This is a genomic window from Alteromonas sp. CI.11.F.A3, assembly GCF_032925565.1.
Lineage (GTDB): Bacteria > Pseudomonadota > Gammaproteobacteria > Enterobacterales > Alteromonadaceae > Alteromonas.
Genome location: NZ_CP136708.1, coordinates 176,236 through 190,515, shown reverse-complemented (window position 1 = coordinate 190,515; position 14,280 = coordinate 176,236). Strand labels below are relative to the sequence as shown.

The 14,280-nt window shown below is 43.9% G+C and carries 16 protein-coding genes; 9 read left to right on the top strand and 7 right to left on the bottom strand.

Annotation, left to right across the window (positions count from 1 at the left end; genetic code table 11):
- Positions 1-29: 29 nt before the first annotated feature.
- Complete coding sequence (locus tag R1T43_RS00840) at positions 30-1,292, bottom strand: sterol desaturase family protein (protein ID WP_317351827.1); 1,263 nt, start codon at positions 1,290-1,292, stop codon at positions 30-32.
- A gap of 319 nt (positions 1,293-1,611) precedes the next feature.
- Here R1T43_RS00840 and R1T43_RS00835 point away from each other — a divergent pair, with 319 nt between their 5' ends.
- The 7 genes from R1T43_RS00835 to R1T43_RS00805 all read left to right on the top strand — a co-directional run bounded on the left by R1T43_RS00835 (position 1,612) and on the right by R1T43_RS00805 (position 6,906).
- Entirely contained in the window at positions 1,612-2,472 is an 861-nt protein-coding gene (locus R1T43_RS00835; protein ID WP_211070309.1) for a DUF3014 domain-containing protein, read from the top strand.
- Positions 2,459-3,025: a DUF1285 domain-containing protein gene (locus tag R1T43_RS00830; protein ID WP_317351822.1), complete on the top strand. Its 567-nt coding sequence runs from the start codon at positions 2,459-2,461 to the stop codon at positions 3,023-3,025. The genes R1T43_RS00835 and R1T43_RS00830 overlap by 14 nt, the downstream gene beginning before the upstream one ends.
- A 143-nt stretch (positions 3,026-3,168) precedes the next feature.
- On the top strand, positions 3,169-4,476 hold the full coding sequence (locus R1T43_RS00825) for an amidohydrolase family protein (protein ID WP_317351819.1): 1,308 nt from the start codon (positions 3,169-3,171) through the stop codon (positions 4,474-4,476).
- A gap of 56 nt (positions 4,477-4,532) precedes the next feature.
- Positions 4,533-5,123, top strand: coding sequence for a YqaA family protein (locus R1T43_RS00820; RefSeq protein WP_211070312.1), 591 nt, complete (start codon positions 4,533-4,535; stop codon positions 5,121-5,123).
- A gap of 134 nt (positions 5,124-5,257) precedes the next feature.
- On the top strand, positions 5,258-5,719 hold the full coding sequence (locus tag R1T43_RS00815) for a hypothetical protein (protein ID WP_317351817.1): 462 nt from the start codon (positions 5,258-5,260) through the stop codon (positions 5,717-5,719).
- Between the two features lie 54 nt (positions 5,720-5,773).
- Positions 5,774-5,956, top strand: a complete 183-nt coding sequence (locus R1T43_RS00810; protein WP_211070314.1) for a hypothetical protein — start codon at positions 5,774-5,776, stop codon at positions 5,954-5,956.
- Between the two features lie 137 nt (positions 5,957-6,093).
- Complete coding sequence (locus R1T43_RS00805) at positions 6,094-6,906, top strand: DUF1206 domain-containing protein (protein WP_317351813.1); 813 nt, start codon at positions 6,094-6,096, stop codon at positions 6,904-6,906.
- 15 nt (positions 6,907-6,921) lie between these two features.
- On the opposite strand, the gene tusA is transcribed toward R1T43_RS00805, so the two are convergent.
- Genes tusA through rph form a run of 3 tightly spaced genes read right to left on the bottom strand, consistent with a single transcriptional unit; the run spans position 6,922 to position 8,546 of the window.
- Complete coding sequence (gene tusA, locus R1T43_RS00800) at positions 6,922-7,179, bottom strand: sulfurtransferase TusA (RefSeq protein WP_317351811.1); 258 nt, start codon at positions 7,177-7,179, stop codon at positions 6,922-6,924.
- Positions 7,180-7,181: 2 nt separating this feature from the next.
- Complete coding sequence (gene pyrE, locus R1T43_RS00795; RefSeq protein ID WP_211070316.1) at positions 7,182-7,823, bottom strand: orotate phosphoribosyltransferase; 642 nt, start codon at positions 7,821-7,823, stop codon at positions 7,182-7,184.
- Positions 7,824-7,832: 9 nt separating this feature from the next.
- On the bottom strand, positions 7,833-8,546 hold the full coding sequence (rph, locus tag R1T43_RS00790) for a ribonuclease PH (protein ID WP_013786776.1): 714 nt from the start codon (positions 8,544-8,546) through the stop codon (positions 7,833-7,835).
- Between the two features lie 288 nt (positions 8,547-8,834).
- Here rph and R1T43_RS00785 point away from each other — a divergent pair, with 288 nt between their 5' ends.
- Positions 8,835-9,698, top strand: coding sequence for a YicC/YloC family endoribonuclease (locus R1T43_RS00785; RefSeq protein WP_317351804.1), 864 nt, complete (start codon positions 8,835-8,837; stop codon positions 9,696-9,698).
- Between the two features lie 119 nt (positions 9,699-9,817).
- Here R1T43_RS00785 and R1T43_RS00780 read toward each other — a convergent pair whose 3' ends face one another.
- Positions 9,818-10,252 (bottom strand): hypothetical protein, encoded by a 435-nt coding sequence (locus R1T43_RS00780; RefSeq protein ID WP_317351802.1) that lies wholly within the window; start codon positions 10,250-10,252, stop codon positions 9,818-9,820.
- 294 nt (positions 10,253-10,546) lie between these two features.
- Between R1T43_RS00780 and R1T43_RS00775 the strand changes: the two genes are divergently transcribed.
- Positions 10,547-10,990 (top strand): SRPBCC family protein, encoded by a 444-nt coding sequence (locus R1T43_RS00775; protein WP_317351800.1) that lies wholly within the window; start codon positions 10,547-10,549, stop codon positions 10,988-10,990.
- Positions 10,991-11,030: 40 nt separating this feature from the next.
- On the opposite strand, the gene R1T43_RS00770 is transcribed toward R1T43_RS00775, so the two are convergent.
- Together R1T43_RS00770 and R1T43_RS00765 are read right to left on the bottom strand one after the other, a co-directional pair.
- The gene (locus R1T43_RS00770) at positions 11,031-12,554 is read right to left on the bottom strand and encodes a tryptophan halogenase family protein (RefSeq protein ID WP_317351797.1); all 1,524 of its coding nucleotides are present in this window, start codon (positions 12,552-12,554) and stop codon (positions 11,031-11,033) included.
- Positions 12,532-14,175 (bottom strand): tryptophan halogenase family protein, encoded by a 1,644-nt coding sequence (locus tag R1T43_RS00765; RefSeq protein WP_317351794.1) that lies wholly within the window; start codon positions 14,173-14,175, stop codon positions 12,532-12,534. Before R1T43_RS00765 ends, R1T43_RS00770 begins: the two co-directional genes overlap by 23 nt.
- Positions 14,176-14,280 lie beyond the last annotated feature (105 nt).

The following is a 14,280-nucleotide window of genomic DNA, read 5'->3' as shown; positions in this document are numbered from 1 at the left end:
TTTTACGTTGTTGGGGATAAACAGGTTCATTACGATGATATTGATACTTGAGTATCGGTATCCTCTGAAGGCACGCTTTCAGCCATATTGCTAAGTGTCACACTAGAGCGCACAGCTCTAACGAGCATGATCATACTGACCAAGCACGCGCCACTCAATATCGCCGCAGGAATAATAAGCCCACTCCCTAGCCACATTAGTGGAAATATCAGTAGTCGAGGCCCCTCTAGCGCTAATGCTAACTTTGAGCCGGCTAAAATAAACCCATTTTGGATACTCATTACGACTATTGTCGCCACCAATATTAACTGGTGAGTACCACTTAAGGCTTCAATAAAAAGTAATAAGTATACGGTGATACTCAGTAAAACAACGTGCTGCGCCACGCTGTAATAAGTAACGGGGGCTGCCAATGCCGGGTGAAATTTTTTGAACGAGGACAGTGGTGCTTTTTCGAAGGGAAAGCGTTCGGCTACATCTTTCGGACGCCACCCCGTGCGACCAAACCACACTCGAAGTTTATCTTGCCAACGTGAGGTGTAAAAACTGTCTTTGGCTAGTTGACTATATAGCTGTGCATTCGCCCAAAAAGGATTAAAACTTTTCAGTGCACCGCGAATGCCAAATACCGGTTTGTCACTTTCTAGCTCTGGAATAAAGGTATTGAATAAACGGTCCCATATGATGAACACGCCACCATAATTCTTGTCGATATAAACGCGGTTTTGGGCGTGATGAACACGATGATTCGAAGGCGTAACAAACCATTTTTCCATCCAACCTAATTTATCAATATGCTGAGTATGAACCCAAAATTGATATACCAAGTTAAGCGCACCAACCGTAATTATCATCTCTGGGGCAAAACCCATAAGCGCTAAAGGCAAATAGAAAACCCAGCTGAAAATAGCACCACTGGTTTGTCGTAATGCGGTAGTAAGGTTGTAGTCTTCACTGGAGTGATGCACCACATGGGCAGCCCATAAAATACTCATTTCATGGCCCATACGGTGATTCCAGTAATAGAAAAAATCGTACAATATAAATGCAGCTATCCATACCCAAGGTGAATAACTCAGCTCGGTAAGCGCAAAAGCATTAAACACCAATATGTAAAAAGTAAGCGGTATAAGTTGATGCCCAATTGCCATTATTCGCGATAATACGCCCATGCTTAAACTGGTAATCGCATCGTTCGCACGATAGTGACCTGTTTTTTTCCGTTTATCGACAAGTATTTCAATGGCGATAAGAAGAATGAACAAAGGGATGGCAAAAAGGATAACAGTCATAATATCTACGCTTTTTAAATTCACTTGAATTGTTAATAAAATGTAGTAAATAAGCAAGTTATTTTACATTTCACAGCAAATTTAAAGAATATATAGAACAATGACACCAAAGTTTCCCTTTCTAGCGTTTCTTATCACGGGATACTATCGCTAAGAAATTGCTATAAATTACGATCGAATTGCGAACCAATTACGTTAAAAAGTGTTCTAAATAAGGAAATTACCTTCATCAGAGAACAATTCTCTTGCGTGATATCCAAATATTGGGTGTTATCTCTGATAGTATTATTATTAGATCAGTTATTGCAGCGGAGATATTATGAGCGAATCGTCAGAAAAGCGTACGTTAGGTCCCCATTTTCTTATTATCGGGATAATAATTGTAGTCATCTTGGCTCTTGTGTTTTGGCCTTCGAAAGAAGATGAGCCCGTCGCTCCTGAACCAGAGGTTGTTCAACCAGACGTAGAAGCGCCGGTTGAAGAAGTACCCGACGTTTTTGAAACGAAGCCAGCTCCGCCACCTTTAGAGCTTGAAGAGCCTGATGAAGTCCCGCCAATGCCGGAGCCGGTAGAGCCAGATCCTGAACCATTAGATGTAAGCGACCCAGCCATTAAATCATCACTAGTGGATATTTCTACCGCCACTGACGACAGCGTTAACCGCATGATTGTGAATGAAGGTTTATTGCAACGTTTTGTAGTGTCGGTGACTAACCTAGCGAATGATGAAATGGCGCCCAATCATCAGTTGCTAGCGCCGCCTGAACAAACGTTTCGCGTTTATTCGCAGGCAGGTAAGCAGTGGATTGATGCCGCGAGCTACAAACGTTATACACCTTATGTAAACATGCTTGAGTCTTTTGAAAGCGAAGCTTTACTTGGTATGTACGATATTTACAAAGGCGATATTCAAGATAAATACGCTGAAATTGGCGACTCGAATAAAAACTTCAATGAAGTTGTACTAGATGCTATCGATCAGTTACTCGATACACCTGAAGTACCAGTACCGGTTGAAGTTTACACCGATTCAGTCACCTATAAATACATCGATCCTCGCTTAGAAAACCTAAACGAGCCGCAAAAGCAGTTGCTTCGTACAGGCCCAGATAATATGCGCCGTATTAAAGCGAAGTTGCGTGAAATTAAAGTGTTGCTTGAAGAAAATGGATCTAACTAGATTTCAACAGCAATTAAAGGGCACGTCTGACAAGGCGCGCCCCCTGCCGCCAGTGGAAAAGTGGAACCCTCCTTTTTGCGGCGATATCAATTTAACTATCGCACTAGATGGCCGTTGGTTTTACGAAGGTAGCCCCATAGGTCGAGCAAGCTTAGTGAAGCTATTTGCTTCCGTGCTTAAAAAAGAAGAGAACAATTACTTTCTGGTTACCCCTGTTGAGAAGGTGGGGATTACCGTAGAAGATGTTCCCTTTTTGGTTACCGAATGGCGTTTTGATAACGATAGCTTGGAGCTTACCACGCAAACTGGCGATGTAGTTTCTCTAACCTCGGAGAAACAACTTAGCTTGCGAAAGCCCCCCGCCGACTTACAAGATACTGACGCTACACCCATTCCCTATGTTTTAGTTAGGCGCAACTTGTGGGCGCGTTTGCATCAGAACGTTTATTACCAACTGCTTGAGCACGCGGCCGAGCAACAAAAAGGTGATGAAACGCAATTTGTGGTTACCTCGAACACTATTCCTTTCGTTATTGGCGCCGTGCCCACCTAATAGTGGTCAAAGGCTTCGGAGTTATACTTTAGAGCTAGTCTTCGCTGAAATAGAATTAGTAAAATAGCGCAAAGTTTTGCGTTAGCCTTACTGGTGTTCTACATTGGTTCTTCGTCTATTCACACATCATAAGAAGAACCACCATGAAAAAGACACTGACTTCATTCGCTATTTCCTTAGGATTAGCAACGCTAGGCACAGTAGCTCTTTCAGCGCCTGCACTTTCCGCCACCTTAGTGCACGCAGGAAAAGCTTTTACGGGTACCTCGGATAAACTTAAAAGCGAAGTGACCATTATTATCGATGGCAATAAAATTGCGTCGGTAGAATCTGGCTATAAAACACCTTCAGCATCCGACACGGTTATCGATTTAAAGCACGCCACAGTCATGCCTGGTTTAATGGATATGCATGTTCATCTATCTTCACAGCATGGCGGCCCTCAAACCTATTTAGAGCGTTTTTCGTTAAATGAGGCTGACTATGCGCTTAAAGCTGCTAACTACGCTGAAATTACGTTAGATGCGGGATTTACTACGGTGCGTAATTTAGGGGATGGCTATCATGAAACTGTATCTCTTCGAAATGCGATCAGCAAAGGTTACGCCACCGGCCCGCGTATATTCACGGTAGGAAAGTCAATAGCAACCACCGGCGGGCATGCCGACCCTAGCAACGGGTTATCTCACTTGCTGCGCCCTGACGTTGGCCCTAAACAAGGCGTGGTTAACGGCGAAGTAGAAGCCCGTGAAGCCGTTCGGTCCCGTTATCAAGACGGCGCAGATTTAATTAAAATTACTGCCACCGGCGGGGTATTAAGCGTAGCGAAAAGCGGTCAGAATCCACAGTTCATGACCGATGAACTAGAAGCTATTGTTGAGACGGCAAAAGATTACGGTATGACGGTAGCGGTTCACGCCCACGGCAAAGAGGGCATGAAACGCGCTATCATCGCGGGTGTAGATTCCATTGAACATGGCACCTATATGGATGACGAAGTACGTGACCTAATGAAACAAAAAGGGACTTACTATGTGCCAACGATTTTGGCGGGTAAATTTGTTGCCGACAAAGCCAAGATAGACGGCTACTTTCCTGAGTTAGTACGTCCAAAAGCGGCGGCAATTGGCCCGCTTATTCAAAACACCTTTGAAAAAGCCCATAAAGCAGGCGTAAAAATTGCTTTTGGTACAGACAGTGGGGTTTCTGCACATGGCGACAACGCGCAAGAATTCAGCTTAATGGTTGAAGCCGGTATGTCTGAAGCTGATGCGATTTTAAGCGCCACCGCTAATAGCGCGGCATTGCTGGGTGTTAGCGATACTTTAGGTACATTAGAAGCTGGAAAACTGGCTGACTTGGTGGCCGTAGTAGGTAACCCGTTAGAAAACATATCGCTATTAGAAAGTGTGTCGTTTGTGATGAAAGACGGCAAAATTTACAAACAATAATGTTAAGGCCTTGAGTATCAGGGCCTCATTAATTTCAGGGTAGTACAAAGCAAAAGATGGCACTGGGTAAAAAGGTAAAGAAGAAAACTAAGCAACTCGTAGACTCAAAACACATGCTTACGGGTATCACGTTTGCGTCTTTTTTAGAGTCGACCATTGTGCCAGTGCCTCTTGAAGCAGTTATGGTGCCCTTAATGCAAGCGCGCCGCGATAAGCTATGGCTAATAGCCTTTATGGCAACCTTAGGCTGCGTGGTAGGCGCATTATTCGGCTATGCGATGGGATACTATTTATTCGATTTGCTAGGCCAGTGGGTAATAGATACCTTTTTCAGCCAACAACAATTCGACAATGTTAAACAACAAATGCAAAACCAAGGGTTTTGGTTTGTGATGACATTAGGCATTGCTCCCATTCCCTTTCAAGTGGCAATGTTGGCAGCAGGTGCCACCAAATTCTCCCTCGGCCTTTTTCTATTAGCGACTGTGATTGCGCGGGCCATCCGTTACTTTGGCTTAGCAGCCGTGGTGTATTTTGCCGGAAACAAAGCCGAACGACTTATTAAGAAATATAAATTTGCCGCCATCGCCGTGCTCACCGTATTAGTAATAGGCACATGGTTTACGGTTAATATGTTGAAAGGCTAGCTGTTTTTCAGGCATTACTTAACGTGTACTTGAGTCCCTAATCTGCTTTGTAAATTACACAGATAAATTTTTTCAATTTTACATTTGATAATAATTCTCATTTGCACTAATGTAGTTTTTAGGAGGTGCAAATTATGAATTTACAACGGTTATGCCCGGTCTACAGGAAATGGTTGCAGCTAAACCCTTCACATGCCCGCGAGCACAGAATTGCTATGCAGGTACAAACACAGCAAGCTCATCAAGCAGGCAAGTATAACGAGGCGAGAAGCCTTGGTTATCAAACCTTCGAAGCCGCTAAGGTCGTGCTTACTGCGCTGCAGCCGGTCAACGATACAATAGATAAATCGATTCACGAAGATGTCTTGGCCTTCGGCACGATGGCGATGTATTTATCATCATTGTTGCATAAAGAAGATAAAAAGCACGAGGCACATCAAATCTTGCAAGAGTGCCACCAGCAACTTATCGCCATACTTCCTTTACATGCCAGTAAGCCCTCGGTATGTAAGCTTATTTGCGCTATACAGGTTGCACTTGAAAAAGGAAGTGGCGCCATGCCCATTGCGCATCAGCAAACGCTGGCATTGCATTAGCGCAACAGCAATTATCAACGTTAAGATACCCCATTCAAAACGAGGGAAATCAGCATGACAGTAGAACCGTTTCAGGATAACAACGACTTCATATCGTTAAACGTAAAAGCGTCGGTGCTTCGAAAAATGTTAAGTGGTCAAAACTTGCATGTGTCCGATATTCATTGCGACTGCTCCCGTAGCAAACAGCAATTGCAGCAGCTACTGTTACAAGCGGTTAGTGGTAACGACGAGTAGGTAATTGCAGAAAAATAACAATACGTATTGAGCGCCGGCTATAAACTGCTCGATTAGATTATTGTCGCTTCTATTAATGGTTCGATTCTTGAAAGTCTCTCGAGACAATTTTCAATTATACGAACGAGGAGCGCAACGTGCGCGATACATCAAACTGGCTTTCAGCCATTGCTAGCGCAGGTTACAGCGCCAAAACCATCATGTACTCCATGCTTGGTCTCTTTATCCTTTCATCGGTAATTACTGCCGCAGACCGTGAAAAAGCGACACAAGAAAACGTGTTTGTCACACTCAAATCCCAGCCATTTGGGCAAGTACTTCTAGGTATTTTAATCGCAGGGTTAGTGAGCTACGCCTTGTGGCGATGGCTTCAAAGTATTTTAAACACCGAATCGCTAGATATGACAAAAGCCAAAGACGTTATCATGCGCGTGTTTTTGTTTGTATCGGGTATATTCTATTTTGGTGCTGCATTTTTAGGTGCAAAAGTGCTTATTGGTAGCAACTCTGGCAGTAGTTCAAGTGGTAGCGGTGGCTCCAAAGGGGAACAGGTAAGCCATCAACTTCTGCAGTATCAATGGGGAACCTATTTGGTTGCGGCTATTGGTGCAGGTGTACTTATATTTGCTTTTATGCAGTTCAAACACGCTTACAAAACAGATTTTCTCAAAAAGTTTGAACAAGCAAAGCTAACGGGTCATAAACGAAAAACTACCAAAGTGGTTGGCAGACTAGGCTATTTTTCCCGAGGTGTGGTGTATCTTCTGGTGGGCAGTTTCTTTGTTATATCGGCGATAAAAAATGACCCTTCTGAAGCGGGAGGGCTGCAACAAGCACTACAAACTCTTACCCAGCAAACGTTTGGGCTTTATATGTTAGCTGCCGTGGGCGTGGGGTTTATCATGTTTGGTATTTATTGTGGGTTTGAAGCTAGGTATCGTCGAACCTAGCCGAGGTCTATAAGCCTACAACCCCTTTTTGATCACGTATTGATAAGGCATTACATCGGTTTGTGATGCCACCAGAGTATGATCCATAAATCGACAAAAGCTCGGTACATCACGTGCCGTTGAAGGGTCATCTGCCGTAACCGACAACGTTTGACCGTCTTCCAACTTGCGTATTTGCAAACGCACCATCATCACGGGTTCTGGGCAACGAAGCCCCAACGCATCTAAATGCGTTGTAGCTTCATCAAAAGCTTGTTGAAATTCAGATGCCATACTTAAATACCATAGGTTTCACGGTACGTATTTATCGCCTTAATTTCACTCGCCATGTTGTCTTGCTCGGTTAAGTAAGTCACTACATCGGCTAACGTAACAATAGCAATCACGGTAGTTCCAAAATCGCGTTCTACTTCTTGAATAGCAGACAGCTTACCTTTACCGCGCTCTTGCCTATCTAGAGCAATAAGCACACCAGATAAGCTCGCTTTGTGCTGCTCTATCAAAGTCATAGACTCACGAATAGCCGTACCTGCTGTAATCACATCATCAACTAACATAATGCGACCTTCCAGCGGACTACCTACTAAATTGCCGCCTTCTCCGTGAGTTTTCGCCTCTTTGCGGTTAAAGCAATAAGGCACATCACGATGATGTCTATCGGCTAAGGCTACCGCAGTCGTTGTAGCAATAGGAATGCCTTTGTAAGCAGGGCCGAACAGTACGTCGAATTCAACCCCAGCATCCACTAATGCATCGGCATAAAAGCGCCCCAACTTTGCTAAGTCGCCGCCAGAGTTAAATAACCCCGCGTTAAAAAAGTATGGGCTTACACGGCCAGACTTTAAGGTGAACTCACCAAATTTAAGTACACCACGTTCAATGGCAAATTCAATAAAACTGCGCTGAAACGCTTTCATGGTAACCCCTTACGCCAGTGCTGCTTTTTGAATGTCGAACAATTCACGCAAGCCATGCTTAGCAATAGTTAGCATTTCGTCAAGCTCTTCAAACGCAAACGGTTCGCCTTCTGCAGTACCTTGTACTTCAATAAGCTTACCTGTTTCTGTCATGACGATATTCATGTCAGTTTCAGCAACTGAATCTTCGGTATACTCAAGGTCAGCGATAGGCGTACCTTTGTAAATACCTACCGACAATGCCGCAATCATGTGCTTCAGTGGGTTCGCTTTCAAAATACCTTTACTGCGCATATACGTTAACGCATCAACCAACGCCACACATGCACCTGTAATAGAGGCAGTACGTGTTCCGCCGTCAGCTTGAATAACATCACAATCAAGCGTAATAGTGTTCTCGCCCAATAGTTTTAAATCTACGGCCGCACGAAGCGAGCGAGCAATAAGACGTTGAATTTCTAGCGTACGGCCACCTTGCTTACCACGTGCAGCTTCACGACCACTACGGGTGTGAGTGGCGCGAGGGAGCATGCTGTATTCCGCCGTGATCCAGCCTTTACCTTGGCCCTTCATGAAACGAGGCACGCCTTCTTCAACCGTAGCGTTACACAACACCTTAGTGTTGCCGAACTCCACCAGCACTGAGCCTTCAGCGTGACAAGTGTACTGACGAGTAATAGTAACTGGGCGAATTTGATTGGCGGTTCTGCCGCTTGGACGCATAGAGTTCTCCACGAGATGAATGCTTATAAAAGAAATAATTCTGGCAAGTAACGCACTTAATAATGAGTAAGTGTTAAGACAAGCCTAAGTTTGGGGCGTAAGTATAACGCACTAATAGCGGCTGTTAAAAACGAACTTTCGCCCTTTTAACATATCGAAGTCTTATCAATGTAGGCTACTATAGTGAATACAAGAAAGCCTGCCTTAAGATAATGATGACACAATGCGCGACAGCGGGTTGTTTTTGCAGGCTTTCATTTGCAAAAAAGTGCAATAAAAGGACCATTTATGATTTACAGCATGACCGCATTCGCGCGGGTAGAAACGAAAAAAGACTGGGGCTCGGCCGTATGGGAAATACGCTCCGTTAACCAACGTTTCCTAGAAACCTACTTCCGCTTACCCGAGCAATTCCGCTCTTTAGAGCCGGTGCTTCGTGAACGTTTCAGAAAGAAACTAGCGCGCGGAAAAGTAGAGTGCGCTTTACGTTTCACCGCTAACGATGCTGCTGTAACCAAACTTAGCCTTAATGAAGAATTGGCTAAACAAGTACTTAATGCCGCCGACTGGGTACAGGCTCATGGGCAATCTACCGGCGTAAACCCGCTAGACGTATTGCGCTGGCCGGGTGTTATTGCTGCCGAAGAAGCCGACATGGACACTATTCATGGTGATGTTATGGCCGCGTTCGACCAAGCACTTACCGACTTTATAAGCGCCCGCGCCACTGAAGGCGAAGCATTAAAAGGCATGATTACCCAACGTTTAGACGCCATTGAAGTAGAAGCCGAGAAAGTAATCGCCCGTATGCCTGAAATTATGGTGTGGCAGCGAGAAAAAGTACAAGCACGCTTCGAAGAAGCCAAAATTGAGCTAGATGCAGGCCGCTTTGAACAAGAAATGATTATGCTAGCGCAAAAAGTCGATGTTGCCGAAGAGCTCGACCGCTTGAATGCTCATGTTATAGAAACCCGCAATATTCTTAAAAAGGGCGGGGCAGTTGGTCGACGTCTCGATTTTATGATGCAGGAATTTAACCGCGAATCGAACACACTAGGGTCAAAATCAATTAATACCGACATCACCCAATCGGCTGTTGAACTTAAGGTGTTGATTGAGCAGATGCGCGAGCAGATCCAGAATATTGAGTAGAAATTACGTTTAACTTTATATAACGGTCAGCTTTGATAGAAGCGCAATAGTTAAAATTGGTAAACTCAACTATTACGCTCTGGTCATCTATTCACTTTAAATTAAATTAGGAAGTACTATTAGCCTGCGGCTACCGCAGGCGAGAAGTTTTGAAGATTACGCTTAATAATAAAGAATATCATGCCAACTACAAACGAAAGTGCAAGACCCGTAGTTAGCGTGCATAAGTATGTGAAAAGCAAACTATTGTCAGACTTTTTCACAAATAGACCAACTATATTTAAGGATGCCGCGCCGGCCATAGCATCAATAGCTGGTACTAGTTGCAGTGCCATTTTAATTTTAACTGCCAGCATGAGGGACTTTCTTTGAGCCTCTAATTGTCGTTTCATTAAAAATATATCAATACGGTAATAAATTAAGACAAAGGTAGCGATCCCTAGCAACATCCCAATTATCAATTCACTTGTAATATCTCCATCTAGCAAAGCACCGATGATCCCCGCTATAGCAGAAAGCAGTACGATAAAACTCCATTTAATTAATAATTTCATCTGTATATCCTTCTAATTTTTATTTTTATTGAGAAATGAGTGTTAAATAATATTCCTTTGAACACAAGGCCTATAAGCTGAAGATCTTAAATCAGTCTTTATTACACCTTCAAATCAATACTGCTAACTCTTTTAACCCCTTAAAATAGATAGCATCTGGCAGCTTAATTTTTATACCTATAGATAAAGATAGATTATGTTTATTTGTGATACTCGCGCATTACTTTATATTCGAATTTAAAAATAAGAACACATATAAATATATAGCCATGTATTAAATAAAAAGGGCAGTGAATGTTTTCTATTCATGTAGAGCGCGTTATCGACAAACCGATAGACTTTGTTTTTGCCAAGTTAAGTGATCATGCAAACTATGCGCAGTTTAAAGGTGTGGAAGCATCTAACCTTATTGTTGAAGGTAAGCTTGAAAAAAATGGGCTAGGTGCTGTTCGAGAGATTATTGCGGGTGGAGCCAATCTGCATGAAGAAATTGTTGCTTACGACCCTCCCTATAAACTCGGCTATAAGGTAGTGAAATCAAAGCCCCTCCCGTATGATCACAAGCTAGGTGAAATCACGTTGAAAGAAATAGATGGGAAAACCCATGTTACTTGGCGCTCGATAGGCCATATTACAACGTTTATTCTAGGTAGCTTGTATTTCGATAAGCAAATCCAAAAGAATGGAGGCAAAGCCTTCGGCAGTATTCTTAAGCAGATTGGGAATATGAAAAATTAGCGACTCGTTTAACCTAATCCCGTATCTAAAAAGACCAATGCTATCCTAAATATTGCCTCAAAAATTGCTCATGGCTAGGTAATGCTGATACTTGGTTGTCCACTTGCTGCTTCAGGCCTGCTAGAAAGCGCTCAAGTTCGGTTTCAGACATTTCATCGGCTACCCGATGATACTGTTGTGGCACTAAGCCTTGCCCCATCATTACTTGTGTCCATGAATCGACCCGGAAGATATCCCCATCATCTAGAAACACTCTTCCGGTTTGTTTAAATAAGTTTATTTTGTGGGTGAGAGAAGGGGGGATGTCCATATTTTTGCAGTGTTCCCAAAATGGGCTGTCTTCTCGGTTAGTCACCTTATAGTGCATTACAATAAAATCGAGAATAGCTGCCATTTCACTGTTGTACTTGTTGTTATATTCATCTACCGTTGATTGGGTTATTCCATCAAATGGAAACAAGCGCATTAAGCGAACAATGCCGGTCATGATCAAGTGAATGCTGGTGGACTCCAATGGTTCGATAAAACCGCTGGCTAACCCCAATGCCACACAGTTTTTGTTCCATCCTAATCGGCGCTTGCCTGGTGTAAATCTTATAGTTCTTGGTTCGTTAAGGGTATCGCCTTCTATAGCACTCAATAAGGTGTCTTTAGCTTCGTCATCGCTCATATAATTGCTGCAATACACTAAACCATTACCCACCCGATTTTGAAGCGGAATTTTCCAGCGCCAGCCCGCAGTATGTGCAACACTTTTTGTATAAGGAACGGGGTCGGAGGTTGGTTCTGTTTGGACTGCTAGAGCACTGTCGCAGGGAAGCCAATGGCTCCAGTTTTCATACCCAGTATGAAGCGCCTTTTCTATCAAAAGCCCCTTAAATCCCGTACAATCGATAAATAAGTCGCCGGCAATTTCTTTATCATCCGATAACTTTATACTTGTTATACACCCCGTTTGTGAGCATTTACTTACATGCTGAATATCACCTTCGATATGGGTCACTCCCGCCTTTACTGCCAGCCCTTTTAAAAAGCGACCGTAGGCCACAGCGTCAAAATGATAGGCGAAGTTCATTGGCATACGTTCGCCATAGGCAAACTTGCCCTCTTTCGCGGCTTTTAATTCGGAGCAGTAATCACCGAAGTCACCACCAAAGCCAAGGGCTTTTGCTCGTAACCAAAAGTGATGAAATTCGCCTGCCCAGCACTCTCGGCCTGTTACGCCAAATGAATGGATGTAACTATGATTTTGCTCTCGCCAGTTTTCGAACTCTATGCCCAATTTGAAGGTGGCATTGGTGGCACGCATGAAGGCTTTTTCGTCTATACCGAGGAGCTTGTGGAACGTACGTATAGGGGGAATTGTCGCCTCGCCAACACCAATAATGCCGATATCTTTTGACTCCACCAACGTAATAGAGAGTGATTTACCGAGTAATTTTGAAAGCGCTGTCGCCGCCATCCAGCCGGCGGTGCCACCACCAGCGATCACGACACGCTTTACTGGGCTGGCTTTCGCTCCCGTACCCGAAGTGTTTGAATTATCGGAATCCAATGACATCATGGCGAGATCCTTCTTTCTTTTCGTTATTAGTGGTTATTTTTTCTTTCTCTACACGCTGAGAGATAGCGGTGAGTAAATCGCGATTAGTTGGTAAACCAGCCAGTAGCTGGCTTTTGCCTTCTTGTAAGCGCTGCTTTAACGCGAACGCCTTACTAACCATGTCACTGTTTTTATCAAGCAGCCTGCTATTAGTGTGGAAACCCATTCCGTATAAGACGTACTGATAACTTGCCGAAGGGAATATTTCTTCGTTTTCAATTAGGTCATAGCGAGAAGGGGGTTGATACTGCCACAAATCCAGTAGCGCATTCAACGAGTCAGGAATGCTTGTTTCGTGTCGCTGTGCTAACCAATATGGCTCTGTTCTTTCGCTTAACGCGTAGTGTAGTTTTAAAAAGTCGATAACTCTTTCCCAGCGATAGGTAAAACGCTGATTGTAACGCGTGGCCACGTGACTCATATGATGTCGGTTCTGCGGAAACTGATCGCACAGCATGCGAATACCTAATTCAACCATCGCAATCGCAGAGGCTTCTAATGGCTCGATAAAGCCTGCAGACATGCCTATACCAATACAGTTATTCACCCAAAACTGCTTTCGATAGCCTGGGTCGAACTGTAAATGTCTAAATTTAAGGTTTTCTATCTCACGGTTAGGTATTCCCTTTGCTACGTACTCGCGCAAAATAGATTCTGCATTCTTCTCGCTTGCATAGTCACTGGCATAGACTAACCCAACACCTCGGCGGTGTTGTAAGCCAATATCCCACGTCCATCCGCAGGTTTGAGCGGTGGCGATTGTCGTTGAGGCAATTTTATTAGCTGATGCTTCTATCTCATTACTGCCATAAGGCACTTGTACTGCGACTGCCCGGTTATTTAGCAGCACTGATGACACAGATAGCCAAGGTACATGGTAATGTTTGTCAATTAATAGCCCTTGTTGACCGCTACAATCAATAAACAAATCACCTTTTATCGTATCGCCGTTTTCTGTTACCAGCGCTTCAATATCGCCACTATCCTGTGCAACCACCTTCGCAATATGCGCTTGCGTGTGCTTTACACCTAGGGAGGTTTTACAATGGTTTGTGAGCAAGGTTGCCAGAGCAGTTGCATCAAAGTGGTAGCCATAATTCAGTACGTAAGCATATTCAGGCGTGGAGCTTTGCTTTGGTGCTAGCCCAGCATGACAAATATCGGGTTGTAAGCAGAAACTTTGCTCAAACGATTCATTATGGAAAAAATGTTGCCAGCAACGGTGAATATCTAGCTCAGTATAGCCTGTGGGTGTAGTGAAAGGGTGTTGGTATTTATCATCTTGTTGGCCGTTTCTCCAGCCAGCAAAGGTAGAACCCTGCTTGAAGGATGCGTGACAGCAAGTAAGAAACTCCGCTTCTTTAATGCCTATCTCTTGAAGCGTATCTCGTAATGAGGGCCAAGAACCTTCTCCCACGCCGATACTCGGTATATTAGGCGACTCCACTAGCGTTATATTAATTGCGCTTTCGTCACTGTTACCGATGCGATGACCCAGCCTAGCGGCCAATACGCCAGCACATAGCCAACCTGCGGTTCCGCCCCCAACAATGACTACCTGCTTAATCGGTTGCTTCGACACTATTTATCCCTTTTTATTCTTTGTAGGGTTTGTTTCTTTATTACTAAGCGTAGTGTTTATATCAGTATCCACTATGACAAAAAAGCCCATTGGGGTGCAACGCAT

Bases quoted from the DNA above. Each gene is read 5' to 3' on its own strand.
- R1T43_RS00835 (WP_211070309.1), top strand. From the start codon at position 1,612: ATGAGCGAATCGTCAGAAAAGCGTACGTTAGGTCCCCATTTTCTTATT.
- R1T43_RS00840 (WP_317351827.1), bottom strand. From the start codon at position 1,292: ATGACTGTTATCCTTTTTGCCATCCCTTTGTTCATTCTTCTTATCGCC.
- tusA (WP_317351811.1), bottom strand. From the start codon at position 7,179: ATGGCATCTGAATTTCAACAAGCTTTTGATGAAGCTACAACGCATTTA.
- R1T43_RS00775 (WP_317351800.1), top strand. From the start codon at position 10,547: ATGTTTTCTATTCATGTAGAGCGCGTTATCGACAAACCGATAGACTTT.
- R1T43_RS00820 (WP_211070312.1), top strand. From the start codon at position 4,533: ATGGCACTGGGTAAAAAGGTAAAGAAGAAAACTAAGCAACTCGTAGAC.
- R1T43_RS00770 (WP_317351797.1), bottom strand. From the start codon at position 12,554: ATGATGTCATTGGATTCCGATAATTCAAACACTTCGGGTACGGGAGCG.
- rph (WP_013786776.1), bottom strand. From the start codon at position 8,546: ATGCGTCCAAGCGGCAGAACCGCCAATCAAATTCGCCCAGTTACTATT.
- R1T43_RS00830 (WP_317351822.1), top strand. From the start codon at position 2,459: ATGGATCTAACTAGATTTCAACAGCAATTAAAGGGCACGTCTGACAAG.
- R1T43_RS00810 (WP_211070314.1), top strand. From the start codon at position 5,774: ATGACAGTAGAACCGTTTCAGGATAACAACGACTTCATATCGTTAAAC.
- R1T43_RS00785 (WP_317351804.1), top strand. From the start codon at position 8,835: ATGATTTACAGCATGACCGCATTCGCGCGGGTAGAAACGAAAAAAGAC.
- pyrE (WP_211070316.1), bottom strand. From the start codon at position 7,823: ATGAAAGCGTTTCAGCGCAGTTTTATTGAATTTGCCATTGAACGTGGT.
- R1T43_RS00815 (WP_317351817.1), top strand. From the start codon at position 5,258: ATGAATTTACAACGGTTATGCCCGGTCTACAGGAAATGGTTGCAGCTA.
- R1T43_RS00780 (WP_317351802.1), bottom strand. From the start codon at position 10,252: ATGAAATTATTAATTAAATGGAGTTTTATCGTACTGCTTTCTGCTATA.
- R1T43_RS00825 (WP_317351819.1), top strand. From the start codon at position 3,169: ATGAAAAAGACACTGACTTCATTCGCTATTTCCTTAGGATTAGCAACG.